General features: G+C 65.9%; 25 protein-coding genes. 16 read left to right on the top strand and 9 right to left on the bottom strand.

Translation table 11 applies throughout. The annotated features are described in order from the left end of the window. Positions 1 to 129 precede the first annotated feature (129 nt). From F3I16_RS17845 to F3I16_RS17865, 5 genes are all read right to left on the bottom strand, one after another. Complete coding sequence (locus tag F3I16_RS17845) at positions 130 to 1,152, bottom strand: AbrB family transcriptional regulator (RefSeq protein WP_160494899.1); 1,023 nt, start codon at positions 1,150 to 1,152, stop codon at positions 130 to 132. Beyond that, positions 1,145 to 2,653 (bottom strand): tripartite tricarboxylate transporter permease, encoded by a 1,509-nt coding sequence (locus tag F3I16_RS17850; protein WP_160494900.1) that lies wholly within the window; start codon positions 2,651 to 2,653, stop codon positions 1,145 to 1,147. Before F3I16_RS17850 ends, F3I16_RS17845 begins: the two co-directional genes overlap by 8 nt. A 1-nt stretch (position 2,654) precedes the next feature. Next, the gene (locus F3I16_RS17855; RefSeq protein WP_160494901.1) at positions 2,655 to 3,101 is read right to left on the bottom strand and encodes a tripartite tricarboxylate transporter TctB family protein; all 447 of its coding nucleotides are present in this window, start codon (positions 3,099 to 3,101) and stop codon (positions 2,655 to 2,657) included. A gap of 148 nt (positions 3,102 to 3,249) precedes the next feature. Beyond that, positions 3,250 to 4,224, bottom strand: coding sequence for a tripartite tricarboxylate transporter substrate binding protein (locus F3I16_RS17860; RefSeq protein ID WP_160494902.1), 975 nt, complete (start codon positions 4,222 to 4,224; stop codon positions 3,250 to 3,252). 30 nt (positions 4,225 to 4,254) lie between these two features. After that, a complete protein-coding gene (locus F3I16_RS17865; RefSeq protein ID WP_160494903.1) occupies positions 4,255 to 5,520 on the bottom strand; it encodes an OprD family porin in 1,266 nt (421 codons plus the stop codon). A 348-nt stretch (positions 5,521 to 5,868) separates the two neighbouring features. On the opposite strand from F3I16_RS17865, the gene F3I16_RS17870 reads away from it, so the two are divergent. Further along, on the top strand, positions 5,869 to 6,540 hold the full coding sequence (locus F3I16_RS17870) for a response regulator (RefSeq protein WP_160494904.1): 672 nt from the start codon (positions 5,869 to 5,871) through the stop codon (positions 6,538 to 6,540). Position 6,541: 1 nt separating this feature from the next. Then, positions 6,542 to 7,930, top strand: a complete 1,389-nt coding sequence (locus F3I16_RS17875; RefSeq protein ID WP_160494948.1) for a sensor histidine kinase — start codon at positions 6,542 to 6,544, stop codon at positions 7,928 to 7,930. On the opposite strand, the gene F3I16_RS17880 is transcribed toward F3I16_RS17875, so the two are convergent. The 3 genes from F3I16_RS17880 to F3I16_RS17890 form a co-directional block, all read right to left on the bottom strand. Then, the gene (locus F3I16_RS17880; protein ID WP_160494905.1) at positions 7,931 to 8,686 is read right to left on the bottom strand and encodes an ABC transporter substrate-binding protein; all 756 of its coding nucleotides are present in this window, start codon (positions 8,684 to 8,686) and stop codon (positions 7,931 to 7,933) included. It lies immediately after the preceding gene. Positions 8,687 to 8,828: 142 nt separating this feature from the next. Further along, positions 8,829 to 9,665, bottom strand: coding sequence for an HDOD domain-containing protein (locus F3I16_RS17885; RefSeq protein ID WP_160494906.1), 837 nt, complete (start codon positions 9,663 to 9,665; stop codon positions 8,829 to 8,831). A gap of 108 nt (positions 9,666 to 9,773) precedes the next feature. Then, positions 9,774 to 10,715, bottom strand: coding sequence for a folate-binding protein YgfZ (locus F3I16_RS17890; protein ID WP_160494907.1), 942 nt, complete (start codon positions 10,713 to 10,715; stop codon positions 9,774 to 9,776). A gap of 119 nt (positions 10,716 to 10,834) precedes the next feature. On the opposite strand from F3I16_RS17890, the gene F3I16_RS17895 reads away from it, so the two are divergent. Further along, the gene (locus F3I16_RS17895) at positions 10,835 to 11,089 is read left to right on the top strand and encodes a succinate dehydrogenase assembly factor 2 (RefSeq protein WP_160490308.1); all 255 of its coding nucleotides are present in this window, start codon (positions 10,835 to 10,837) and stop codon (positions 11,087 to 11,089) included. Then, complete coding sequence (locus F3I16_RS17900; protein WP_160494908.1) at positions 11,073 to 11,525, top strand: protein YgfX; 453 nt, start codon at positions 11,073 to 11,075, stop codon at positions 11,523 to 11,525. Before F3I16_RS17895 ends, F3I16_RS17900 begins: the two co-directional genes overlap by 17 nt. Here the strand turns inward: F3I16_RS17900 and nadB are convergent. Beyond that, entirely contained in the window at positions 11,494 to 13,110 is a 1,617-nt protein-coding gene (gene nadB, locus F3I16_RS17905) for an L-aspartate oxidase (protein WP_160490310.1), read from the bottom strand. The genes F3I16_RS17900 and nadB overlap by 32 nt on opposite strands. A 355-nt stretch (positions 13,111 to 13,465) precedes the next feature. On the opposite strand from nadB, the gene rpoE reads away from it, so the two are divergent. The 12 genes from rpoE to pdxJ all read left to right on the top strand — a co-directional run bounded on the left by rpoE (position 13,466) and on the right by pdxJ (position 23,841). Continuing rightward, a complete protein-coding gene (gene rpoE, locus F3I16_RS17910; protein ID WP_160080973.1) occupies positions 13,466 to 14,047 on the top strand; it encodes an RNA polymerase sigma factor RpoE in 582 nt (193 codons plus the stop codon). 31 nt (positions 14,048 to 14,078) lie between these two features. Next, positions 14,079 to 14,666 carry a sigma-E factor negative regulatory protein gene (locus F3I16_RS17915; RefSeq protein WP_160494909.1) on the top strand — a complete coding sequence of 196 codons (588 nt, stop codon included), beginning with the start codon at positions 14,079 to 14,081 and terminating at the stop codon, positions 14,664 to 14,666. Between the two features lie 8 nt (positions 14,667 to 14,674). Further along, complete coding sequence (locus tag F3I16_RS17920) at positions 14,675 to 15,625, top strand: MucB/RseB C-terminal domain-containing protein (RefSeq protein WP_160494910.1); 951 nt, start codon at positions 14,675 to 14,677, stop codon at positions 15,623 to 15,625. Beyond that, positions 15,622 to 16,068 carry a SoxR reducing system RseC family protein gene (locus F3I16_RS17925; RefSeq protein WP_160494911.1) on the top strand — a complete coding sequence of 149 codons (447 nt, stop codon included), beginning with the start codon at positions 15,622 to 15,624 and terminating at the stop codon, positions 16,066 to 16,068. Before F3I16_RS17920 ends, F3I16_RS17925 begins: the two co-directional genes overlap by 4 nt. Before the next feature lie 32 nt (positions 16,069 to 16,100). Further along, a complete protein-coding gene (locus F3I16_RS17930) occupies positions 16,101 to 17,522 on the top strand; it encodes a DegQ family serine endoprotease (RefSeq protein WP_160494912.1) in 1,422 nt (473 codons plus the stop codon). Positions 17,523 to 17,673: 151 nt separating this feature from the next. Further along, positions 17,674 to 19,473, top strand: a complete 1,800-nt coding sequence (lepA, locus tag F3I16_RS17935) for a translation elongation factor 4 (RefSeq protein ID WP_160490315.1) — start codon at positions 17,674 to 17,676, stop codon at positions 19,471 to 19,473. Positions 19,474 to 19,478: 5 nt separating this feature from the next. Further along, entirely contained in the window at positions 19,479 to 20,333 is an 855-nt protein-coding gene (gene lepB / locus F3I16_RS17940; RefSeq protein WP_160494913.1) for a signal peptidase I, read from the top strand. 108 nt (positions 20,334 to 20,441) lie between these two features. Continuing rightward, on the top strand, positions 20,442 to 20,819 hold the full coding sequence (locus F3I16_RS17945) for a DUF4845 domain-containing protein (RefSeq protein ID WP_160490317.1): 378 nt from the start codon (positions 20,442 to 20,444) through the stop codon (positions 20,817 to 20,819). Beyond that, positions 20,816 to 21,505: a ribonuclease III gene (gene rnc, locus F3I16_RS17950; RefSeq protein ID WP_160080957.1), complete on the top strand. Its 690-nt coding sequence runs from the start codon at positions 20,816 to 20,818 to the stop codon at positions 21,503 to 21,505. The genes F3I16_RS17945 and rnc overlap by 4 nt, the downstream gene beginning before the upstream one ends. Then, on the top strand, positions 21,498 to 22,400 hold the full coding sequence (gene era, locus F3I16_RS17955) for a GTPase Era (protein WP_160080955.1): 903 nt from the start codon (positions 21,498 to 21,500) through the stop codon (positions 22,398 to 22,400). Before rnc ends, era begins: the two co-directional genes overlap by 8 nt. Before the next feature lie 3 nt (positions 22,401 to 22,403). After that, entirely contained in the window at positions 22,404 to 23,102 is a 699-nt protein-coding gene (recO, locus tag F3I16_RS17960) for a DNA repair protein RecO (RefSeq protein WP_160494914.1), read from the top strand. Then, on the top strand, positions 23,095 to 23,841 hold the full coding sequence (gene pdxJ / locus F3I16_RS17965) for a pyridoxine 5'-phosphate synthase (protein ID WP_160494915.1): 747 nt from the start codon (positions 23,095 to 23,097) through the stop codon (positions 23,839 to 23,841). Before recO ends, pdxJ begins: the two co-directional genes overlap by 8 nt. Positions 23,842 to 23,874 lie beyond the last annotated feature (33 nt).

Below are 23,874 nucleotides of genomic sequence, written 5' to 3' on the forward strand. Positions count from 1 at the left end.
GTAAGCACAAGGATAGAGCAGCCGGGCATCGTGGGCTGGGGCTGTTTAGGGGGCGCCGTGCGCACCCTGCGGTCGCGGGCAAAAAAAGACCCGCACGGGGCGGGTCAAGCGTGGCTCGAGGAAACCGGATCAGGTCTGGTGGCGGCGCTGCCACAGGCGGAACAGCGGCTCGGCGAGGAACAGCACGCACAGCAGGCGCAGCACCTGCAGCCCGGTGATCAGCGGTACCGACAGGGCCAGGGCCTCGGCGGTCAGGCTCAGCTCGGCGATGCCGCCGGGCATCATGCCCAGCAGCAGCGCGCGGTGATCCAGCGCGCCCAGCCAGCTCAGCGCCTCGGCGCCCAGGGCGGCGGCGAGCATGGCCAGCAGGGTGGCCAGCAGCACCAGGGCGACGAAGCGCGGCGCGCGGCGGAAGAATTCACGGCTGAAGTGGCAGCCCAGGGCGCTGCCGATCAGCCACTGGCCGACCTGGCTGGTGCCGGCCGGCAGGCTCAGGTTGCGCTCCAGTAGGATCGCCCCCAGGGCGCTGACCAGGATCGGCCCGAGCAGCCAGGGGTTGGGCTGGCGCAGGCGCTGGCCGAGCAGGGCCAGGCCGGCGCCGCCGGCCAGCAGCAGGGCGAGCAAGGGTACATCCACAGTTCCTGCGCCAGGCGCCAGGGCTGGCGCCGCGCCCAGCCAGCACTGGAACAGCGCCGGCACGCAGAGCACCACCAGCAGCAGGCGCAGGCTCTGTGCGGCCGCCACCTCGCCGGCCTGGGCGCCGTTGCGCTGGCCGAGGTTGACCATCTCGCTGGCGCCGCCGGGCATGCTGGCGAAGAAGGCGGTGGCGCGGTCGTGCCCGGCCGCGCGCAGCAGGTGGATGCCGATCAGGCAGGTCAGGCTGGTGAGCAGGGCGCCGGCCAGCAGCAGGCCGCCGTGGGCCAGCACCTGCTGCAGCACCGCCGGGCTGAAGTGCAGGCCGATGCCGGTGCCCACCAGCCACTGCCCGCCCTTGCGCGCGCCGGGCACTTCGCGCAGGTCCAGCCCCGCCAGGCAGCGCAGCAGGATCACCGCCAGCAGGGAGCCGACCATCCACGGCAAAGGCCAGCCGATCAGGCTGGCCAAAGCGCCGCCGGCCGCGCCGGCCAGCGGCGTGAGCCACCCCTTAGGCATGCGCGGCGCGCAGCTTGCGGCGGCTGCGCAGCCAGCGCAGGCCGGGCAGGGCCAGCATCAGCACGGCCAGGGCCCACAGCGCGACGGTGATCGGGCTGGACCAGAGGATCGCCAGGTCGCCGTTGCTGATCGACAGGGCGCGGCGCAGGTTGGACTCCATCAGCTCGCCGAGGACGAAGCCGAGGATCAGCGACGACAGCGGGAAGTCCATCTTGCGCAGCAGGTAGCCGAACACGCCGAGGCCGATCATCAGCACCAGGTCGAAGGTGGTGCTGTGCACCGCGTACACACCGACCAGGCTGACGATGGTGATGGCCGGCACCAGGATCCAGCTCGGCACGCTGAGCATGCGGGCGAACAGGCCGACCAGCGGGATGTTCATCGCCAGCAGGATGATGTTGCCGATGAACAGCGAGGCGATCAGGCCCCAGACCACGTCCGGCTGCTGCTCGAACAAGAGCGGGCCGGGGGTGATGTTGTACAGGCTCAGGGCGCCGATCATCACCGCGGTGGTGCCCGAACCCGGCACGCCGAGGGTCAGCATGGGGATCAGCGAGCCGCAGGCCGAGGCGTTGTTGGCCGCCTCCGGGGCCGCCACGCCGCGCAGGTCGCCCTCGCCGAAGCGGCCGGAGTTGCCGGCCAGGCGCTTCTCGCTCATGTAGGTGATGGCGCTGGCGATGGTCGCCCCGGCCCCCGGCAGCACACCGATGACGAAGCCGGCCAGGGAGCTGCGCAGGGTGGTCCACCAGACACTGGCGAACTCGCGGGCGTTGAACAGCATGCGTCCGCTGGCCTTGACCGCCTTCTGCCCCTTGGTGGTGTGTTCGAGCATCAGCAGCACCTCGCTGACGCTGAACAGGCCGATCACCACGATGACGAACTGGATGCCGTCGGACAGGCCGATGCTGTCGAAGGTGAAGCGGTACACCCCGGTGGTGGCATCCACCCCGACCGTGGCCAGGCCCAGGCCGATCAGCGCGGCGAGCAGGGTCTTGACCGGCTTGTCGCCGACCATGCCGCCCAGGCAGGCGATGGCGAACACCATCAGCATGAAGTACTCGGCCGGGCCGAAGGCCACCGCCCAGTTGGCCAGGATCGGCGCGAACAACACGACGCCGATGGTGGCGATGGTGCTGCCGATGAACGAGCTCATGGCCGACAGCGACAGGGCGATGCCGCCCTTGCCCTGGCGCGCCAGTGGGTAGCCGTCGAGGGTGGTCATGATGGCCGCGGCGTCGCCCGGCACGTTGAGCAGGATCGCCGAGATGCGCCCGCCGTACTCGCAACCCAGGTACACGGCGGCCAGCAGGATTAGCGCGGTCTCCGGCGGCAGGCCGAGGGCGAAGGCCAGCGGCAGCAGGATGGCCACGCCGTTGATCGGCCCCAGGCCCGGCAGCAGGCCGACCACGGTGCCGACGAAGGCGCCGAACAGCGCCACCAGCAGGTTGGTCGGACGCAAGGCGACATCGAAGCCCTGCATCAAGAAATTCAGCGTTTCCATTTCAGCTCTCCACGAAGGCGGTGAACAGGCCGAGCGGCAGCGGCACGTCCAGCAGATAGTCGAACAGGCCGTACAGCAGGGTGCCCATCAGCAGGCCGCTGAGGGCGCTGGGCAGCAGGCGGCCACCGAACAGCAGGCCGAGGCTGAAGCCGGCCAGGGCGGTGCTGAGGACGAAGCCCAGCGGCTCGAACAGCAGGGAGTAGGCCAGCAGGGCGCCGACGCACAGGCCGACCTTGCGTGCCAGCACCCAGGAAATCGGCAGGGTCGGCTCGCCGCTCGGCTTGCACAGCAGCCACAGGGCGGCCACGGCCATCAGGCCCAGCAGCAGCAGGGGGTAGGCGCGCGGGCCGACCGGGTCGTAGGAAAAGGGCGCCTGGAAGCCCCAGGCGACCACGGCGAGAAAGGCGCAGGCGAGCAGCCACACCGCGGCGAACAGGCGGACGTACATGAGGAGTTCCTCTGGTTATAGCGGAAGGGGGAAGCGTCGCGAGCGACGGAAAGGCAAGGCGGAAGGCGGCGAGGGGAGGGAGTTGGGTCAACCCAATGACCGAGCCGAGCCGCCTTCCAACACAGCTTTTCCTAGCGCAGCAGCTTCCCTACTGGACCAGGCCGAACTCGCCGGCCAGCGCCTTGTAGTCCTGCACCTGCTTGAACACGTAGGCCTTCAGCTCGTCGCCGGTCATGCTCAGCGGGAACAGGTCGCGCTGCTCGCGCAGCTTGGCGAACTCGGGGCTGGCCAGCAGGGTGTCGAACTGGCCCTTCCACCAGGCGAAGTCCGCGTCGCTGACCTCCGGGCCCATGTAGAAGCCGCGGATCACCGGCCAGCTGATGTCGTAGCCCTGTTCCCTGGCGGTCGGGATGGCCGCCAGCTTGCCCGGCAGGCGCTCGTCGGAGAGCACGGCGATGACGCGGATCTTGTTCGCCGCCAGTTGCGGGGTGACTTCGCCGAGGCCGCTGGAAGTGACCTGGACATGGCCGCCGAGCATGGCGGTGAGGGTCTCGCCGCCGCCCTCGAAGGCCACGTAGCGCAGCTTCTGCGGGTCGATGCCGGCGGCGCGGGCGATCAGCGCGGTCTGCATCCAGTCCTGGCCGCCGATGGTGGCGCCGGCACCGAAGACGATGCTGCCCGGGTCCTTCTTCAGCGCCTGGACCAGATCGTCGAGGGTCTGGTAGGGCGAGTCGGCGCGTACGCTGATGGCGCCGTAGTCGGTGCCGATGCCGGCCAGCCAGCGCACGGCGTTCTCGTCATAGCGGCCGAACTTGCCCTGGGCCAGGTTGAGCAGGGAGCCGGAGGAGAAGGCGGTGATGGTCCCGGCGTCCTTCGGTCGCTGGGCGACCACGGCGTTGTAGGCCACCGCGCCGACGCCGCCGGGCATGTAGGTGACGCGCATCGGCGCCTTGAGCAGGCCGTTGTCTTTCAGGCCGCTCTGGGCCAGCTTGCAGGTCAGGTCGAAACCGCCGCCGGGTTTGGCCGGGGCGATGCATTCGGGGCGCTTGGGTTCGGCCAGCAGTTGGCCGGACAGGGCCAGGGTGGCGAAGGCCAGGGCGATGCGGGACAGGGCAGTTTTCATCATCTATCTCCTGTGGAGTTTTATTGTGGCTTACCAGATCGGCAGGGAGTAGCCGACGATCACGCGGTTCTCGTCCGCGTCGCGGGCGAAGCTGGAACGGAAGCTGGCGTTGCGCAGGCGCACGTAGAGGTCTTTGAGCGGGCCGTTCTGCACCACGTACTTGAGTTCGATGTCGCGCTCCCACTCGCTGCCTTCCTCCGTGCTGCCGGCCACCGTGGCGTTGTCGCCGTGCACGTAGCGGGTGAGGAAGCTCAGGCCGGGCACGCCGAGGCGGGCGAAGTCGAAGTCGTAACGGGCCTGCCAGGAACGCTCGTCGGCGTTGGCGAAGTCGTTGATCTGCACGAAGTTGACCAGGAACGGGTCGCTGCCATCGATGTAGGCAAAGCCGGTGTCGCCGGACAGGTGCTGGTAACCCAGGCTCAGCTTGTGGCCGCTGTGGGCGTAGGCGAGCAGGCCGTTCCAGGCGGTGTTGTCGACGGTGCCGGCCTGGGCTGCGCCGCTGTCGTCGCTGATCGAGACGCGCAGGTCGGCGCTCAGGGTGCCGCCGCCCAATGGCTGGCTGGCCAGCAGGCCGAGGAAGTGCTGGCGGTAGATGTCCTCGACGTCGGCATAGTAGTAGCGCCCGGTCAGGCCCTTGGCGAAGCTGTAATCGAAGCCGGCCAGGTCCATGTGCTCGGCCGTCACGCCGCTGGCGAAGCGCTTGTTCTTGCTGTTGAGGATCAGGTCCTCGGAGTTGGTCGAGGCGCGGTCGATCACCTTGTCCAGGCGTCCGCCGGTGAAACTCAGGTTGTCGAGCTCGCTGGAGGTCAGCAGGCCGCCTTCGAACACCTGCGGCAGCAGGCGGCTGTCGCTGGCCTTGACCACCGGCAGCTCGGGGATGTGCGAGCCGTAGCGGAACTCGCTTGCGGAGACCTTCACCTTGGCGGTCAGGCCCAGGCGGCCGAAGGTGTCCGGGGTGCCGCCGTCGTCCTGCACCGGCAGCAGGTCGGTGCCGGTGCGGCCGCCACCGGAGTCCAGCTTGACCCCGAGCATGCCGAGGGCGTCGAGGCCGAAGCCAACGGTGCCTTCGCTGTAGCCGGACTGGATGTCGAGCAGGAAGCCCTGGCCCCATTCCTCGCGCTTGTTCTGGCCATCGCCTTCACGGAAGTCGCGGTTGAGGTAGATATTGGTGGTGGTCAGGCTGGCGCTGCTGTCTTCGACGAAGGCGGCATGGGCGGCGGGTGCCAGGGCACAGGCGAGCAGGGTGAGGCTGAAGCGGCGGACAGGCGCGGAGGCCTGCCGGGAGGCAGTACGCATATGTGGTCTCCGAATATTGTTTTTGTCACGCCGGCGCAACCACGCAGCCGGCGTTCTGTGGGTGGTTCTAGCCACCCTGGTCGCGATCCTAGGGGGCGAAACTTTCGCCAGGCTTTCAGCCTGAAAGAAAGTTCTTGCGGCGTTCGCACAGGCGTTTGCGCCGTTACACTCGCCTTAGAATTCGCCGCCGATCTCGCGAGCTAGAGTCAGGCAAGGCGAAAGTGGGCGAGGGCGCGGAGTTTACGAGCGGTAAATGAGCAGCCCGAGCCCGCTTTCAAAGCCGCATGATCGACGCGCAGCAGATCGCGGCGGATTCTCATAACAACAAGTGTGTGGAGTGCCATCACCGTGCGAATCCTGCTGGTCGAGGACCATCTGCCCCTGGCCGAAAGCGTGGCCCAGGCCCTGCGCGGCACCGGATTGACCGTGGACGTGCTGCACGACGGCATCGCCGCCGAGCATGCCCTGGCCAGCGAGGACTACGCCCTGGCGGTGCTGGATGTCGGCCTGCCGCGGCTGGACGGCTTCGAGGTGCTGGCACGCCTGCGCGGGCGCGGCAAGACCCTGCCGGTGCTGATGCTGACCGCCCGCGGCGAGGTCAAGGATCGGGTGCATGGGCTCAACCTGGGCGCCGATGACTACCTGGCCAAGCCCTTCGAGCTGACCGAGCTGGAGGCGCGGGTCAAGGCCCTGCTGCGGCGCAGCGTGCTCGGTGGCGAGGCCCAGCAGCGCTGCGGGGCGCTGGTCTATGACCTGGGCACCCGGCGTTTCAGCCTGCACGAGCAGCTGCTCAACCTGACCTCGCGCGAGCAGGCGGTGCTGGAGGCGCTGATCGCCCGTCCCGGGCGGGTGATGAGCAAGGAGCAGCTGGCCGACCAGGTGTTCGGCCTGGACGAGGAGGCCAGCGCCGACGCCATCGAGATCTACGTGCATCGCCTGCGCAAGAAGCTGGAAGGCGACAGCGTGCGCATCGTCACCTTCCGTGGCCTGGGCTACCTGCTGGAGTCCACCGGTGAATGAGCTGGCGGCGGGCAGCCTGCGTGGCCGGCTGCTGCGGCGCCTCGCCGCGCTGCTGGCCATTCCGCTGCTGATCGGCAGCCTGAGCGCCTACTGGAACGGTCGCGAGGCGGCGGACGCGGCCTATGACCGCACCCTGCTGGCCTCGGCGCGGGCCATTGCCGACGGCCTGTATGCCGAGGACGGCAGTCTGCGTGCCGACGTGCCCTACGTGGCCCTGGATGTGTTCGCCTACGACAGCGAGGGGCGTATCTTCTATCAGGTCAGCGACCTGCAGGGGCGCCTGGTCTCGGGCTACGACGCCCTGCCGGCGCCGCCCCCCGGAACCCCGCGCACCGACGATTACCCGGCCCTGGCGCGCTTCTACGACGGCGAGTTCCAGGGCGTCGGCGTGCGCGTGGTCAGCCTGCTGCAGCCGGTCAGCGAGCCGCAGATGAACGGCATGGCGGAGATCCGCGTGGCCGAGACCGAGGGTGCGCGCGAGCGCATGGCCCGTGGCCTGCTGCTCGACACCCTGTGGCGCATGGGCCTGCTGGCGCTGGTCAGCCTGGCCCTGGTGTGGCTGGCGGTGAGCGCCGCCCTGCGGCCGCTGGAGCGCCTGCGCGCGGCGGTCGAGGAGCGTCAGCCGGACGATCTGCGGCCGCTGCCGCTGGTCGAGGCGCAGGATGAATTGCGCCCGCTGGTGGCCTCCCTCAACCACTTCACCGAGCGCCTGCGTGTGCAGTTCGAGCGCCAGGCGCAGTTCATCGCCGATGCCTCCCACGAGCTGCGCACGCCGCTGGCGGCGCTCAAGGCGCGCATCGAGCTGGGCCTGCGCGAGCGCGAGCCGGCGCTGTGGCACAGTACCCTGGAGAAGGCCGCGCAGAGCACCGACCGCCTGACCCACCTGGCCAACCAGCTGCTGTCGCTGGCGCGCATCGAGCGCGGCGCGCGGGCCATCGCCGAGGGCGGCGCCGAGCGGGTCGAGCTGAGTCTGCTGGTACGCGAGCTGGCCATGGCCCTGGCGCCGCTGGCCCATCAGCGCGGCATCGCTCTGGCCCTGGAGGCCGAGGAAGGCGTATGTATCCACGGCGAGCCGACCCTGCTCAACGAACTGGTCTACAACCTGGTGGACAACGCCCTGGCCCACACCCCGGCGGGCGGCAATGTGATCCTGCGGGTGCTGGCGCCGGCGCTGCTGGAGGTCGAGGACGACGGTCCGGGCATTCCGCCGCAGGAGCGGGAGAGGGTCTTCGAGCGTTTCTATCGGCGCAACCCGCAGGTTGGCGGTGCCGGGCTGGGGCTGGCGATCGTCGGCGAGATCTGTCGCGCCCACCTGGCGCAGATCAGTCTGGATGCGGGGCGTGACGGCGGTTTGTTGGTGCGGGTGAGTTTCCCGGCGGCGCCGCTCTGATCAGTGGCTCAGGCTCAGCGGTTGCTGGATTTCCAGCAGGTACTGGCTGACCTTGCCGCTGGCGCGCAGCTGCTGCAGGCCCTGGTTGAAGCGTTGCAGCATGGCCTCGTTGCCGGCCACCTTGCGCGACAGCAGCAGGTGCAGGCTGTCGCTGCGCAGCGGCAACGGGTGGAAGCTCAACTGGCGCCGTTCGGCGGCGTTGAACTGGCTGTGCAGCAGGTCGAAGGCCACCACCTTGTCCATCGGGAAGACATCCAGGCGTCCGGCCAGCAGCATGCGCAACCCCTGCTCCTCGCTGCTCAGGCGCTGCACCTGCAGTCGCCCGCTGTTTTCCGCCTGCTGGAAGGCCTGGCCGTAGTCGTAGTCGATGGCGCCGCCGATCCGCTTGCCTTGCAGGTCGTCAACCTGCTGCCAGTCGAAGGGCTGGTCCTTGCGGTGGAACAGGTAGTAGCTGCTGTCCACCACCGGGTCGCTGATGTAGAAAGCGGCCTCACGCTCTGGGCTGCGCAGCCAGACGGCGGCGCCATCGCTCTTGCCATGCTCGGCGCTGCGCAGGGCGCGGGCCCAGGGATAGAACTCCCAGCGCACCTGGACGCCTTCGAGGGCGAAGGCTTCTTCGACTATGCGCGAGGCGACTCCGTGGTGGGGCAGGTTCTTGCCCAGATAGGGGCTCCATTCGCCGTTGGTCAGGCGAATGCTGTCGGCCAGGGCGGAGCCGGCCAGAGTCAGGGCGAGCAGCAGGGCAAACAGACGCATCGGGTGCTTCCTTCTCCCAGATTGAACGGGGCAAGGTCATTCCGTTAGACCTCGGCGGCTTGGCGCCGCGGCTCCGCTGCTGCTGGCAGCGGCGGAGCTAGTTCATAGCGTAGAAGCAGATGGCGAATACGTCTGCAGTGAATTACTGCAGCATGCTGGTGGCGGCTTCCATGGCCGCGGAGAGGTCTTCGTCGGCCTGCATGTCGACGTTCGGGTCGAGGCCGAGCTTGGCGAAGGCGGGGATCTGGCTCCAGTCCAGCTGGGTGTAGGGGTGCTCGCTGCCCAGGTAGCTCTGCAGGGTGGCGACCTGGACGATGTCGACGTAATCGACCTTCGGCGAGTTGCGGGTGAAGTCCAGGTGCTGGCCCGGCACCATGGCGATCGGCTCGGGGAACTCCCAGGCACGCAGGATCTTGTCGCCGATGATCGGGTGGATCTTCTCGATCACGTGGTTGAGGCTGATGGAGTCGGCCAGCAGTTCGTTGTGCTCTTCGGCGTAGGTCAGGATCGGCAGGATGCCGATCTGGTGCACCAGGCCGGCGAGGGTCGCCTGGTCGGGCATCAGGCGGGTGTAGTGTTTGCACAGAACGTGGCAGATGCCGGCTATTTCCGTACTTTTATTCCACACTTCGCGCATCTTGCGGTCGACCACGTCGGAGGTGGCCTGGAACATCTGTTCCATGGCCAGGCCGGTGGCCAGGTTGCAGGTGTAGTTGATGCCGAGGCGGCTGACGGCCATCTGCAGGTCGGTGATTTCCTTGCTGGTGCGCAGCAGCGGGCTGTTGACCACCTTGATGATGCGCGCGGTCAGCGCGGCATCGTTGCCGATCACCTTGCTCAGGGCCTGGATGCTGATGTTCGGGTCTTCGGCGGCCTCGCGAACCTTCAGCGCGACCTCGGGTAGGGTCGGCAGTACCAGTTCATCGTTTTCGATGGCCTGGATCAGTTCCTGTTGGACTTTTTCGGCAAGCTTGCTCATTTCGGCTCTCGGCTCACTCGACCGCCTCAGTGTAGGGCGGCCGGGTCATGGGTCAGGGTTACGCCGGGTTGTACCTTGTTTGCCCCGGCTTATGCATGCGTTTTCTAGTCAGCGCTGGATCTCGCGGTCGCCGTCCAGCTCGTAGGGCAGGCTGAGCACCTGCAGCGGCGCGCCTTCGAGGCTGTCGAGGCGGATGCGACCGTCCTGGGCGGCATCTTCCTGGAGCACGGCCAGCAGCTCGCCGCCAGTGCCGTTGTGCGCGGCCAGGACTACTTCGCCGACGCTGGAGCCATGCACCGGCGAGAACAATTCGGCGCCGATGGGCGGCAGCGGGCCCGCGACCAGGCTGAGGCGATAGAGACGCCGCTTGAGCTTGCCGAGGTACTGCATGCGCGCGACGATTTCCTGGCCGGTGTAGCAGCCTTTCTTGAAACTCACGCCGCCCAGGGCCTGCAGGTTGATCATCTGCGGGATCAGCTGTTCGCGGGTGGCGCCGAATACCTGGCCGATGCCGGCGCGCACCTGGCCGAGCAGCCAGTCGTTGAGCGGGGCTTCGCGCAGCTGCGCGGCCAGGCGGTTGTGCAGGGTCTCGGCTTCGGCGGCTGGGGCCCAGAGTTCGGCGCGGCCATCGCTCAGGCGCAGGGCCAGCAGGCCGTTGTGGCGCACCACGCTATCCGCGGCGTGCGGCAGGTCGAGGCCCAGGCTGACCAGCGCGCCATCGCCGCCACTGAGGCCGAAGCGTACCCAGGCGGCGGATTCGTCGCTCAGGGTCGATTTGGAGAACACCGCATACTTCTTCAGTTCGGCCAGTTGCGCCTCGAGCAGCTCGCCGGCCATCGCCAGCAGGTAGCCGTCGCCTTCGCCGAGGATGCGGAAGCTCGACAGCATGCGCCCCTTGGGCGTGCAGCGGGCGCCGAGGCTGCTGGTCTGCGGGTCGAGGTAGTTGAGGTTGCAGGTGACCTGGCCCTGGAGGAATTTGCTGGCATCGGCGCCGCGCACGGCGAGCAGGGCTTCGTGGGTCAGGGGGCAGAAAAAAGCGGAGTCGGCCATTGGCTGTCGCAGGTAGGGAAGACTGGGGCCTCATCATAGAGCCGACCCGCGCGCTTGTCAGCGGGTGCCGAGTGCGCCGCCGCTCGCTATACTGCGCACCTTCCCACAGGAGCCGTTGTATGGCCGACGCAACCGAACTGAATCGACTCTTCTGGCACAGCCGTCGCGGCATGCTGGAGCTGGATGTGCTGCTGGTGCCCTTCGTCAAGGAGGTGTACGCGACATTGGATGCCGAGGATCAGGCGCGCTATCGCAAACTGCTGGAATGCGAGGATCAGGACATGTTCGGCTGGTTCATGCAGCGCGAAGAGCCGGAAGATGCCGACCTCAAGCGCATGGTGCGCATGATCCTGGATCGTGTCCAACCCAAGTAACGGCTTCGAATGCCACTGGCAGGCTTCGCGCCTGCTGCTGGCGAGCTACCTGCTGGCGCTGTTCCTGGCGCTGGCGACCCTGTTTCTCGTCGCCATTCCGGCCTGGGCGCTTACCCTGGGCGTGCTGTGCTGCCTGGCGCAGGCCGCCTGGGTGTTGCCGCGTCAGGTGCTGCTCGCTCATCCGCGCGCCTTCACCGGGTTGCGCCGGGATGAGGATGGCTGGCAGCTGTACAGCCGGGCCAATGGCTGGCAGGCGGTGCAGTTGCGCCCGGACAGCCTGGCCTTGCCACTGCTTGTGGTGTTGCGCTTTCGCCTGGCTGGCGAGCGGCGCGTGCGCGGCTTGTGCATCCCGCGCGACGCCTTGTCGCGGGAGCAGCACCGGCGCCTGCGGGTGCGCCTGAAGTTCAGTCGCCGTAGATGGGCGGCAGCAGAATAGTGTCCTTGGCTTGCGGCAACTGCTCCGGGTAATCCAGGGTGTAGTGCAGGCCGCGGCTCTCGTGGCGCAGCATGGCCGAACGGATCATCAGCTCGGCGACCAGGGCCAGGTTGCGCAGCTCGATCAGGTCGCGGCTGACCTTGTAGTTGCTGTAGAACTCGTCGATCTCGCTGAGCAGCAGGCGCACGCGGTGCTGGGCGCGTTGCAGGCGCTTGTTGGTGCGCACGATGCCCACGTAGTCCCACATGAATCGCCGCAGTTCGTCCCAGTTGTGCGCGATGATCACGTCCTCGTCCGAGTCGGTCACCTGGCTGGCGTCCCAGGTCGGCAGCTCGCTCGGCATCTCCACCTGATCCAGCTGGGCGACTATGTCGGCGGCGGCCGAGCGGGCGTAGACGAAGCATTCCAGCAGCGAATTACTGGCCAGGCGATTGGCGCCATGCAGGCCGGTGAAACTGGTTTCGCCTATCGCGTACAGACCGGGGACGTCGGTGCGCCCGCTGCTGTCGATCAGCACGCCGCCGCAGGTGTAGTGCGCCGCCGGTACCACCGGGATGGGCTGGCGGGTGATGTCGATGCCGAACTGCAGGCAGCGCTCGTAGACGGTGGGGAAGTGCGCCTTGATGAATTCGGCGGGCTTGTGGCTGATGTCCAGGTAGACGCAGTCGATGCCCAGGCGCTTCATTTCATGGTCGATGGCGCGGGCGACGATGTCGCGCGGGGCCAACTCTTCGCGCGGGTCGAAGCGCGGCATGAAGCGTTCGCCATTGGGCAGCTTGAGCAGGGCGCCTTCGCCGCGCAGGGCCTCGGTGATCAGGAAGTTCTTGGCCTGCGGGTGATACAGGCAGGTCGGGTGGAACTGGTTGAATTCCAGGTTGCCGACCCGGCAGCCGGCGCGCCAGGCCATGGCGATGCCGTCGCCGCAGGCGCCGTCGGCATTGCTGGTGTACAGGTAGACCTTGGCCGCGCCGCCGGTGGCGAGGATGACGAAGCGCGCGTGGCAGGTGTCGACTTCGCCGCTCTGGCGGTTCAGTACGTAGGCGCCGAGGCAGCGCTGGCCGGGGCGGCCGAGCTTGCGTTCGGTGATCAGGTCGACCGCCACGCGCTGCTCCAGCAGCTCGATGTTGGGCCGCTGGCGCGCCTGCTGCAGCAGGGTGTTGAAGATGGCGGCGCCGGTGGCGTCGGCGGCGTGAATGATGCGCCGATGGCTGTGGCCGCCCTCGCGGGTCAGGTGGAATTCGAAGCCGCCGTCCTCGCGCTCGTGTTCATCGCCGCGGGTGAAGGGCACGCCTTGGGCGATCAGCCACTGGATGGCCTCGCGGCTGTGCTCGACGGTGAAACGCACGGCATCTTCGCGGCACAGGCCACCACCGGCGTTGAGGGTGTCGGCGACGTGGGATTCGACCGTGTCGGTGTCATCCAGCACGGCGGCAACCCCGCCCTGGGCCCAGTAGGTCGAGCCATTGGCCAGCTCGCCCTTGCTCAGCACGGCGATGCGCAGGTGCTGCGGCAAGGTCAGGGCCAAGGTCAGGCCGGCTGCACCGCTGCCAATGATGAGTACGTCGTGCTGATGGTGTTGGCTCATCTACTGCTGATTCCGCGAAAGGGCGCCGCCTAGTATATAGAGGGGGTGGCCGGCACAATAGCGGCCTTATGACAGACTAAAATGATCGGGAACTTCTTTATACGTTCAGGTTCCATAGACTGTCACCCGTCACCATGGGTGCCGATCGAGCCCGCCAGAAGGGCGGCCTCGATCAGGTAAAAAGATTATCCGGCAGCAGGGCCGCAGGCCCTGTTGCGTTGTTTCGTGCAAGCGTCTCAGGCGCTGCAGGAAGCCTGTTCGGAGGGGGAGAACTTTTGCGCAACGTCCGAGTCTATCTTGGCAGAACGACTTGCTGGCAGACGCAGAACTCCTTCGAACCCCACGAGGAGTATTCATGCTAACCCAGGAAGACGATCAGCAACTGGTCGAGCGGGTGCAGCGCGGCGACAAGCGGGCTTTCGATCTGCTGGTGCTCAAGTACCAGCACAAGATTCTGGGGCTGGTCGTGCGCTTCGTGCACGACAGTCACGAGGCTCAGGATGTCGCGCAGGAGGCCTTTATCAAGGCCTATCGCGCGCTCGGCAATTTTCGCGGCGACAGTGCGTTTTATACCTGGCTGTACCGGATCGCCATCAATACGGCGAAGAATTATCTGGTTTCGCGTGGCCGCCGGCCACCGGACAGTGATGTGAGTGCCGAGGATGCGGAGTTCTATGAGGGGGATCATGCCCTCAAGGACATCGAGTCACCGGAGCGGCTGTTGCTGCGTGATGAGGTCGAGGCCACCGTGCACCGCACCATCCAGCAGTTGCCCGAGGATTTGCGCACGGCGCTGACTCTGCGCGAGTTCGATGGGTTGAGTTACGAGGACATTGCCAATGTCATGCAATGTCCGGTGGGCACCGTGCGCTCGCGGATTTTCCGAGCTCGCGAGGCCATCGATAAGTCCCTGCAACCCCTGTTGCAGGAAGCCTGAGACAGCGGCGACAGCCGAGAGAGGAACCGCCATGAGTCGTGAAGCCCTGCAGGAATCGCTGTCCGCGGTGATGGATAACGAAGCGGATGAACTGGAGCTGCGCCGGGTGCTGGCCGCCAGCGACGAGCCCGAGCTGCGCGCCACCTGGGCGCGTTATCAGGTCGCGCGTGCGGTGATGCACAAGGAGCTGCGGGAGCCGCGCCTGGATATCGCCGCCGCCGTCTCCGCCGCCCTGGCCGATGAGGCGCAGCCGGCCAAGGTTTCCCGTGCCCCGTGGCGCGGCCTCGGGCGTCTGGCGGTTGCCGCATCGGTGACGGTTGCCGTGCTGGCGGGCGTACGTTTCTACAATCAGGACGAGCTGGCTGGCGCGCAGCTGGCCCAGCAGGGCGCGCAGCCCGCTCTGGCGATGCCGCAAGCGCAGGGCCCGGCAGTATTGGCGGGCTATACGACGAGCAGCGAGCCGCTGGTGCAGGGTATGCCGAAGGTACAGCAGCCGGTTTCCGGCTGGCATGAGCAGCGTCTGCCCGCCTACCTGCGCCAGCATGCGCAGCAGGCGGCTGCCAATGGCGCTGACTCGGCTCTGCCGTATGCGCGTGCCGCCAGCCTGGAAAGCCGCTGAGGAGGACCATGCGCGCCTTCCCGTTTCTCGTGTTGTTTGGCAGCTGGCTGGCGTTGCCGGTCCAGGCTGCCGATGCCCAGGATTGGCTGAGTCGTCTGGCTAAAGCTGAAGAGCAAAGCTTTCACGGTACCTTCGTTTACGAGCGCAACGGCAGCTTTTCCACCCATGCCATCTGGCATCGGGCCGAGGGCGGCGTGGTGCGCGAGCGCCTGCTGCAGCTCGACGGCCCGGCGCAGGAAGTGCTGCGCGTCGACGGTCGTCCGCAGTGCGTGAGTGGCGCCCTGACCGACCAGCTCAGCGATGTGCAGTGGCCGGCTCGCGCGCTGGCTCCGGAGCAGCTGGCCAAGCGTTATGAGCTGCGTGTGCTGGGACGCTCCCGGGTGGCCGGGCGCGCCGCGGTAGTGCTGGCACTGAAGCCGCGCGATCAGCACCGCTACGCGGTCGAGCTGCATCTGGATGAGGAAACGGCCGTGCCGCTCAGGTCGTTGCTGCTGAGTGAGAAGGGGCAGCTGCTCGAGCGCTTCCAGTTCATCGAGCTGGATACTCGGGCCTTGGTGGCCGACGAGCAGTTGCAGCCCAGTGCGGCCTGCAAGGCGGTGAACTTCAGCAAGGCCGCCGAGCTGTCCACGCAGGCCTGGCGTGCCGCCTGGCTGCCGCCGGGTTTCGAGCTGCAACAGGCCTTGCGGCGCCGTAGTCCGGCATCCTCGGAGCCGGTGGCTTGCCTGATGTATGACGATGGCCTGGCGCGCTTCTCGGTCTTTCTCGAGCCGCTGCGCGGCGCCGCGGTGGAGGATGCGCGCAGCCAATTGGGGCCGACTGCCGTGGTGTCCCGGCGCATGGCGACGGCGGACGGCGATGTGATGGTCACGGTGGTTGGTGAGATCCCGCTGGGGACCGCCGAGCGGGTGGCCCTGTCCATGCAGGCGCTGCAACCCTCCGCGGCAGGTGCGGCGCAATGATCGAGGAGCGCGGGCGAGTCGTGGCGCTCGAAACGGGCGCCGTCTGGGTCGAGACCTTGCGCAAGAGCACCTGCTCCAGTTGCTCGGCCAATGCCGGTTGTGGCCAGGGTTTGATGGACAAGCTGGGCGTTGGCCGCAGTCGGGGCCTGGTGCGCGCCCTCTGCGATCTGCAGGTGCAGGTGGGTGATGCCGTGGTGATCGGTGTGCGCGAGGATCTGCTGGTGCGTGGTGCCTTGCTGGTCTATCTGCTGCCGCTGGTATGCCTGTTTGCCGCCGCCTTGTTGGCGCAGGCGCTGGACTTGGCCGAGCCGCTGGTGATCGTGCTGGGCCTGGCCGGATTGTTCGTGGGCTGGCTCGTCGTGCGTTGGCGCAGTCGTCAAACGGCGGCCGACCCGGCGCTGCAGCCGGTGGTGCTGCGTGCCATGCTGATCAGTGCGTGCTGAATACTCTTTTCTGTGGATGGGAGCTGTCGTCGATGCTTAGCCTGAAATCCTCCGTGTCCGGTCTGTTTGCCCTGCTGTTGTTGGGCCAGGTGGCTGTGGCGCAGGCACAATTGCCAGAGTTCACCGAGTTGGTCGAGTCGGCCTCGCCGGCCGTGGTCAATATCAGCACGCGGCAGAACGTGCCGCAGCGCAATGCCGCGATTCAGGGGCAGATGCCCGATCTGGAAGGCCTGCCTCCGGAGTTTCGCCAGTTCTTCGAGCGCAATCTGCCGCAGGTACCGCGCAATCCGAACGGCCGCCAGCGCGAGGCGCAGTCGCTGGGCTCCGGCTTCATCATCTCGGACGATGGCTATGTACTGACCAATAACCATGTGGTGGCCGATGCCGACGAGATCATCGTGCGCCTGTCTGATCGCAGTGAGCTGGAAGCCAAGCTGGTGGGGGCCGACCCGCGTACCGACGTGGCGCTGCTCAAGGTCGAGGGCAAGGGGCTGCCGACCGTCAAGCTGGGCAAATCCGACGATCTGAAGGTCGGAGCCTGGGTGCTGGCCATCGGCTCGCCCTTCGGTTTCGATCACTCCGTCACCGCGGGCATCGTCAGCGCCAAGGGGCGCAGCCTGCCGAACGAGAACTATGTGCCGTTCATCCAGACCGACGTGGCGATCAACCCGGGCAACTCGGGTGGTCCGCTATTCAACCTGGATGGCGAAGTGGTCGGCATCAACTCGCAGATATTCACCCGCTCCGGTGGTTTCATGGGCCTTTCTTTCGCAATTCCGATCGATGTGGCGCTGGCCGTGGCCGATCAGTTGAAGGCTGAGGGTAAGGTCAGTCGTGGCTGGCTGGGGGTGGTGATCCAGGAAGTGAACAAGGATCTGGCGGAGTCCTTCGGGTTGGAGAAGCCGGCCGGGGCGCTGGTGGCCCAGGTGTTGGAAGGTGGGCCGGCCGCCAAGGGTGGGCTGCAGGTGGGTGATGTCATTCTCGGCATGAATGATCAGCCGATCATCATGTCTGCCGACCTGCCGCACCTGGTCGGTGGCCTCAAGCCCGGCAGCATGATCGAGCTGGATGTGGTGCGCGAGGGCGAGCGCAAGCGCCTGTCGATGAGCGTCGGGGCCTTGCCGGAAGAGGGTGACGAGGTGGCGATCAATGCCGAGGCCGGTGTCGAGCGCAGCAGCAATCGCCTGGGGGTTTCCGTGGTTGAGCTGACCGATGAGCAGAAGAAGACGCTCGATCTGCGTGGCGGCGTGGTGATCAAGGAGGTGCAGAATGGTCCGGCGGCACTGATCGGCCTGCGTCCCGGTGACGTGATCACCCACCTGAACAATCAGGCCATCGACTCGGCCAAGACCTTCGCCCAGATCGCCAAGGCGCTGCCGGTCAATCGTTCGGTGTCCATGCGCGTGCTGCGCCAGGGGCGTGCCAGCTTCATCACCTTCAAGTTGGCCGAATAGCGCGGTTTGTCTAGCGAGAAGGGCGGTTTCCACCGCCCTTTTTTGTGCGCGTGGCCTGCTGCCCGGGCGTGACGCCATGGTCGGCAGTCGGGTAGAATGCTCGGCTATTTTCGGCGGGCAGCCTGCCTGCGGCTTTTTCGAGTGTTGATCCGTGAGTGACCTGAGTCATATCCGCAATTTCTCCATCATCGCCCACATCGACCATGGCAAGTCGACCCTGGCCGACCGCTTCATTCAGATGTGTGGTGGCCTGTCCGAGCGCGAAATGGAAGCCCAGGTGCTGGATTCCATGGATCTGGAGCGCGAGCGCGGCATCACCATCAAGGCGCACAGCGTGACCCTGCACTACAAGGCGCGGGACGGTAAGACCTACCAGCTGAACTTCATCGATACCCCCGGGCACGTCGATTTCACTTACGAAGTCAGTCGCTCGCTGGCGGCCTGCGAAGGCGCGCTGCTGGTGGTGGATGCCGGTCAGGGGGTGGAAGCGCAGTCGGTTGCCAACTGCTACACGGCCATCGAGCAGGGCCTCGAGGTCATGCCGGTGCTGAACAAGATGGACCTGCCGCAGGCCGATCCGGACAAGGTCAAGGAAGAAATCGAACACATCATCGGCATCGATGCCACCGATGCCGTGGCCTGCAGTGCCAAGAGCGGCATGGGCGTGGACGAGGTGCTGGAGCGCCTGGTCGCGGTGATCCCGCCGCCGACCGGCGATATCGAGGCGCCGCTGCAGGCCCTGATCATCGACTCCTGGTTCGACAACTACCTGGGTGTGGTCTCGCTGGTGCGCGTGCGCCACGGCCGCATCAAGAAGGGCGACAAGGTGCTGGTCAAGTCCACCGGCAAGGTCCACCAGGTCGACAGCGTCGGCGTGTTCACGCCCAAGCACACGGCCACCGAGGATCTCAAGGCCGGCGAGGTGGGCTTCATCATCGCCGGCATCAAGGACATTCACGGTGCGCCGGTGGGTGACACCCTGACCCTGTCGAGCACCCCCGATGTGGACATGCTGCCGGGCTTCAAACGGGTCAAGCCACAGGTCTACGCCGGCCTGTTCCCGGTCAGCTCGGACGATTTCGAAGACTTCCGCGAAGCCCTGCAGAAGCTGACGCTGAACGACGCGGCGTTGCAGTACGAGCCGGAAAGCTCCGAGGCCCTGGGCTTCGGTTTTCGCATCGGCTTCCTCGGCATGCTGCACATGGAGATCATCCAGGAGCGCCTGGAGCGTGAATACGACCTGGACCTGATCACCACCGCACCGACCGTGGTGTTCGAAGTGGTGATGAAGAACGGCGAGACGATCTACGTCGATAACCCGTCGAAACTGCCGGATCTGGCGTCGGTCGAGGATATGCGCGAGCCCATCGTGCGGGCCACCATCCTGGTGCCGCAGGAGCACCTGGGCAACGTCATCACCCTGTGCATCGAGAAGCGCGGCGTGCAGCGCGACATGCAGTTCCTCAGCAGCCAGGTGCAGGTCTGCTATGACCTGCCGATGAACGAGGTGGTGCTGGACTTCTTCGACCGCCTGAAGTCGGTCAGCCGCGGTTACGCCTCGCTGGACTACAGCTTCGATCGTTTCGAGAGCGCCAACCTGGTCAAGCTGGATGTGCTGATCAACGGCGAGAAGGTCGATGCCCTGGCGCTCATCGTGCACCGCGACAAGGCCCACTACAAAGGCCGTGCGCTGACCGAGAAGATGAAAGAGCTGATTCCCAGGCAGATGTTCGACGTCGCCATTCAGGCCGCCATTGGTGGCCAGATCGTCGCGCGGACAACCGTCAAGGCGCTCAGGAAGAACGTGCTGGCCAAGTGCTACGGTGGTGACGTGAGCCGTAAGAAAAAACTGCTGGAGAAGCAGAAGGCCGGTAAGAAACGGATGAAGCAGGTCGGCAGCGTGGAAATTCCCCAGGAAGCCTTCCTTGCCGTGCTCAAAGTGGATAGCTGATAGCCATGTCGTTCAATTTCCCTCTGATTCTGGTGATTGCCGTTGCGGTTTGCGGTGCCCTGGCCTTGCTCGATCTGCTCCTGCTGGCTCCGCGTCGGCGGTCGGCGATTGCCACCTACGAGGGACAGGTCGACAAGGTGGACGAGCGGGTGCTGCAAAGCCTGAGCCGCGAGCCGTTGCTGGTCGAGTACGGCAAGTCGTTTTTCCCGGTGCTGGCCATCGTGCTGGTGCTGCGTTCCTTCCTGCTGGAGCCGTTCCAGATTCCGTCCGGCTCGATGAAGCCGACCCTGGATATCGGCGACTTCATCCTGGTCAACAAGTTTGCTTACGGCATCCGCCTGCCGGTGGTGGATACCAAGGTCATCGAGGTGGGTGATCCGCAGCGTGGCGACGTGATGGTGTTCCGCTACCCGAGCGAGCCAAACATCAACTACATCAAGCGCGTGGTCGGTTTGCCCGGCGACCGGATCAGCTACACCACGGCCAAGCGTCTGCTGGTCAATGGCCAGCCGATCGCCGAGACTTTTCTCGGCGAGGAGCCGGGCAGTCTGGGTAGTGCCGCGCTGTACCGGGAAAAGCTGGGCGAGGTGGAGCACCAGATTCGCAAGGAGCTGCGCCGCAACCTGCACGTGCCGGGCGATGAGTGGGTGGTGCCGCAGGGGCACTACTTCATGATGGGCGACAACCGCGACAACTCCAATGACAGCCGCTACTGGAACGACAAGCGTATTCCCAAGGAGCTGCTGGGCATGGTTCCGGATCGCAATATCGTCGGCAAGGCCTTCGCCGTGTGGATGAGCTGGCCGGATCCGAAGTTGCGCAGCCTGCCGAATTTCTCCCGGGTGGGCCTGATCCACTGATCAATCGGCATCTGTGTGGCGCATTGTGCAATGGGTTTGCGCCAGCTTATATATAGTTATGCTCTGGGCCTGCGGGCATTACGATAAAAGGGATAAGAGAGGGTGGTCATGAAGTTTGCGCATTCGCAGAAAGGCTTGTCGATGCTGAGCTGGCTGGTCGTGCTGGCCGTGGTGGCATTCTTCGCCAGCATGACGTTCAAGATGCTGCCGCATTACATGGATTACATGTCGCTGGAGAAGATGATCGCTTCTGTAGAAACAGAGCCCAGTCAGGAAATTCGTTCGGTCTCCGACTTCTACAGCAAGTTAAGCAGTGGAATGATGGTTAACAATATTCGAGATTTGAACTTGAAAGAGTCGATCAAAATCACCGTCGAGAATGGTGAGTTTCTAGTTCACGTCAAATATGAGAAGCGCGAACCCTTGATTGAAAATCTCGACCTAGTAGCTCGGTTCGACAAAGAATTTCGCGTACGCATGCCGTGAGTGCCTCTCTAGCCCGTCTTGAGCGTCAGCTCGGTTATACCTTCCAGAACCAGGATCTGCTGATCCTGGCCCTTACCCACCGCAGCTTCGCCGGGCGCAACAATGAGCGCCTGGAGTTTCTCGGTGATGCCATCCTCAACTTCGTCGCTGGCGAGGCGCTGTTCGAGCGCTTCCCCCAGGCTCGCGAAGGCCAGTTGTCGCGTTTGCGCGCGCGTCTGGTCAAAGGCGAGACACTGGCAGTGCTGGCGCGTGGCTTCGATCTGGGTGAATACCTGCGTCTGGGCTCCGGCGAGCTGAAGAGTGGCGGTTTTCGCCGCGAATCGATTCTGGCTGATGCCCTCGAGGCGCTGATCGGTGGCATCTACCTGGATGCCGGCATGGATATGGCGCGCCAGCGCGTGCTGGCCTGGCTCAGCAACGAGCTGGAAAGCCTGACCCTGGTCGACACCAACAAGGATCCGAAAACCCGTCTGCAGGAGTTCCTGCAGTCGCGCGGTACCGACCTGCCGCGCTATGACGTGGTGGATATTCAGGGCGAGCCGCACTGCCGAACCTTCTTCGTGCAGTGCGAAGTGGCCCTGTTGAATGAAAATACCCAGGGGCAGGGCGCCAGTCGGCGCATTGCCGAGCAGGTCGCCGCCGCCGCCGCCCTCGTGGCGCTGGGCGTGGAGAATGGCAATGACTGATGCACCCGTAACCCGCTGTGGCTATGTCGCCATCGTCGGCCGCCCCAACGTGGGCAAGTCGACCCTGCTCAACCATATCCTCGGGCAGAAGCTGGCGATCACTTCGCGCAAGCCGCAGACCACCCGTCACAACATGCTCGGGATCAAGACCGAGGGTGAGGTGCAGGCGATCTATGTCGATACCCCCGGCCTGCACAAGAACAGCGACAAGGCCCTCAACCGCTACATGAACAAGACCGCCTCGGCGGCGTTGAAGGACGTCGACGTGGTGATCTTCGTGGTCGACCGCACCCGCTGGACCGACGAGGATCAGATGGTCCTCGAACGCATCCAGTACGTGCAGGGGCCGGTGATTCTGGCGATCAACAAGACCGATCGCATCGAAGACAAGATCGAGCTGATGCCGCATCTGGAGTGGCTCCAGCAGCAGCTGCCGAAGGCCGAGATCGTGCCGATTTCCGCGCAGCAGGGGCACAACCTCGATGCCCTGGAAAAACTGGTGGCCGACTTCCTGCCGGAGGGCGAGCATTTCTTCCCGGAAGACCAGATCACCGACCGTTCCAGCCGTTTCCTTGCCGCCGAACTGGTGCGCGAGAAGATCATGCGCCAGCTCGGCGCCGAACTGCCGTACCAGATCACCGTGGAGATCGAGGAATTCAAGCAGGAGGGGCGCATTCTGCATATCCATGCGCTGATCCTGGTCGAGCGCGACGGGCAGAAGAAGATCATCATCGGCGACAAGGGCGAGCGGATCAAACGCATTGGCCAGGAAGCACGTAAGGACATGGAGGTGCTGTTCGACTCCAAGGTCATGCTCAACCTCTGGGTCAAGGTCAAGGGGGGCTGGTCCGATGACGAGCGGGCCCTGCGTTCGCTGGGCTACAACGACATCTAAGCCATGCAGGCCAGTGCGTATCCGGCCTACGTCCTGCACAGCCGTGCCTACCGCGAGAGCAGTGCGCTGCTCGACATCCTGACTCCTCAAGGTCGTTTTCGCGCGGTCTTGCGCGGTGCGCGGGGCAGGGCCGGTACCCTGGCGCGCCCCTTCGTGCCGCTGGAGACGGAATTCCGCGGTCGTGGCGAGCTGAAGAACGTCGCCCGCCTGGACGCCGCCGGCATCCCCAATCTGCTCGCTGGTGCCGCATTGTTCAGCGGCCTCTACCTCAACGAATTGCTGATCCGTCTGCTGCCCGCGGAGGATCCGCTGCCCGCCTTGTTCGAGCACTATGCCCTGACGCTCCAGGCGCTGGCCGCGAATCCGCCGCTGGAGCCGCTGTTGCGCGCCTTCGAGTGGCGCCTGCTGGACGAGCTGGGCTATGGTTTCGCCCTGGATACGGATCTGGCTGGCCAGCCGATAGCCGCTGACGGGCTGTACCGCCTGCAACCGGATGCCGGCCTGGAGGCGGTGGTGCAGCTGCAGCCCGGCCTGTTTCGCGGCGACGATCTGCTGGCCATGGCCGAGGCTGACTGGTCGTCGCCCGGCGCGCTGGCCGCGGCCAAACGCCTGATGCGCCAGGCCCTGGCGCCCCATCTGGGCGGTCGACCACTGGTCAGCCGCGAACTCTTCATGAATCTCAAGGAACCTGCCCGTGACTGAAGCCAATCGCATCCTCCTCGGCGTGAATATCGACCATGTCGCGACTCTGCGTCAGGCCCGTGGCACCCGTTACCCCGATCCGGTCAAGGCGGCGCTGGATGCCGAGGAGGCCGGTGCCGATGGCATCACCGTGCATCTGCGCGAGGACCGTCGGCATATCCAGGAGCGCGACGTGCGCCTGCTCAAGGAGGTGCTGCAGACGCGGATGAACTTCGAGATGGGGGTCACCGACTTCATGCTCGACTTTGCCGAGAGCATCCGTCCCGAGCACATCTGCCTGGTTCCGGAAACCCGCGAGGAGCTGACCACCGAGGGCGGTCTGCAGGTGGTCGGCCAGGAAGCGCGCATCCGCGCCGCGGTGGAGCGCCTGAGCAAGCTGGGCTGCGAGGTGTCGTTGTTCATCGATGCCGACGAGCAGCAGATCGAGGCGGCGCGGCGCGTCGGTGCCCCCGCCATCGAGCTGCACACCGGTCGCTATGCCGATGCCCAGACCCCGGCGCAGGCGGCCCGCGAACTGGCGCGGATCCGTGACGGAGTGGCCTGTGGTCTGGCGCATGGCCTGATCGTCAATGCCGGCCATGGCCTGCATTATCACAATGCCGAGCCGGTGGCGGCGATTGCCGGCGTGCACGAGCTGAACATCGGCCATGCGATTGTCGCGCATGCCCTGTTCGTCGGCTTCAAGGCGGCGGTGGCGGAGATGAAGCAGCTGATCGTCGCCGCGGCGGCGCGCGGCTAAGGGGGCGCCGCCGCCGGCCGGCCCGAGCACGCT

The organism is Pseudomonas sp. L-22-4S-12 (assembly GCF_009799935.1).
Classification (GTDB): domain Bacteria; phylum Pseudomonadota; class Gammaproteobacteria; order Pseudomonadales; family Pseudomonadaceae; genus Aquipseudomonas.

Coding starts and splice junctions, on each gene's coding strand:
- F3I16_RS17845 (WP_160494899.1), bottom strand. CDS start 1,152: ATGCCTAAGGGGTGGCTCACGCCGCTGGCCGGCGCGGCCGGCGGCGCT.
- F3I16_RS17850 (WP_160494900.1), bottom strand. CDS start 2,653: ATGGAAACGCTGAATTTCTTGATGCAGGGCTTCGATGTCGCCTTGCGT.
- F3I16_RS17855 (WP_160494901.1), bottom strand. CDS start 3,101: ATGTACGTCCGCCTGTTCGCCGCGGTGTGGCTGCTCGCCTGCGCCTTT.
- F3I16_RS17860 (WP_160494902.1), bottom strand. CDS start 4,224: ATGAAAACTGCCCTGTCCCGCATCGCCCTGGCCTTCGCCACCCTGGCC.
- F3I16_RS17865 (WP_160494903.1), bottom strand. CDS start 5,520: ATGCGTACTGCCTCCCGGCAGGCCTCCGCGCCTGTCCGCCGCTTCAGC.
- F3I16_RS17880 (WP_160494905.1), bottom strand. CDS start 8,686: ATGCGTCTGTTTGCCCTGCTGCTCGCCCTGACTCTGGCCGGCTCCGCC.
- F3I16_RS17885 (WP_160494906.1), bottom strand. CDS start 9,665: ATGAGCAAGCTTGCCGAAAAAGTCCAACAGGAACTGATCCAGGCCATC.
- F3I16_RS17890 (WP_160494907.1), bottom strand. CDS start 10,715: ATGGCCGACTCCGCTTTTTTCTGCCCCCTGACCCACGAAGCCCTGCTC.
- F3I16_RS17895 (WP_160490308.1), top strand. CDS start 10,835: ATGGCCGACGCAACCGAACTGAATCGACTCTTCTGGCACAGCCGTCGC.
- nadB (WP_160490310.1), bottom strand. CDS start 13,110: ATGAGCCAACACCATCAGCACGACGTACTCATCATTGGCAGCGGTGCA.
- rpoE (WP_160080973.1), top strand. CDS start 13,466: ATGCTAACCCAGGAAGACGATCAGCAACTGGTCGAGCGGGTGCAGCGC.
- F3I16_RS17915 (WP_160494909.1), top strand. CDS start 14,079: ATGAGTCGTGAAGCCCTGCAGGAATCGCTGTCCGCGGTGATGGATAAC.
- F3I16_RS17920 (WP_160494910.1), top strand. CDS start 14,675: ATGCGCGCCTTCCCGTTTCTCGTGTTGTTTGGCAGCTGGCTGGCGTTG.
- F3I16_RS17925 (WP_160494911.1), top strand. CDS start 15,622: ATGATCGAGGAGCGCGGGCGAGTCGTGGCGCTCGAAACGGGCGCCGTC.
- F3I16_RS17930 (WP_160494912.1), top strand. CDS start 16,101: ATGCTTAGCCTGAAATCCTCCGTGTCCGGTCTGTTTGCCCTGCTGTTG.
- lepB (WP_160494913.1), top strand. CDS start 19,479: ATGTCGTTCAATTTCCCTCTGATTCTGGTGATTGCCGTTGCGGTTTGC.
- F3I16_RS17945 (WP_160490317.1), top strand. CDS start 20,442: ATGAAGTTTGCGCATTCGCAGAAAGGCTTGTCGATGCTGAGCTGGCTG.
- era (WP_160080955.1), top strand. CDS start 21,498: ATGACTGATGCACCCGTAACCCGCTGTGGCTATGTCGCCATCGTCGGC.
- recO (WP_160494914.1), top strand. CDS start 22,404: ATGCAGGCCAGTGCGTATCCGGCCTACGTCCTGCACAGCCGTGCCTAC.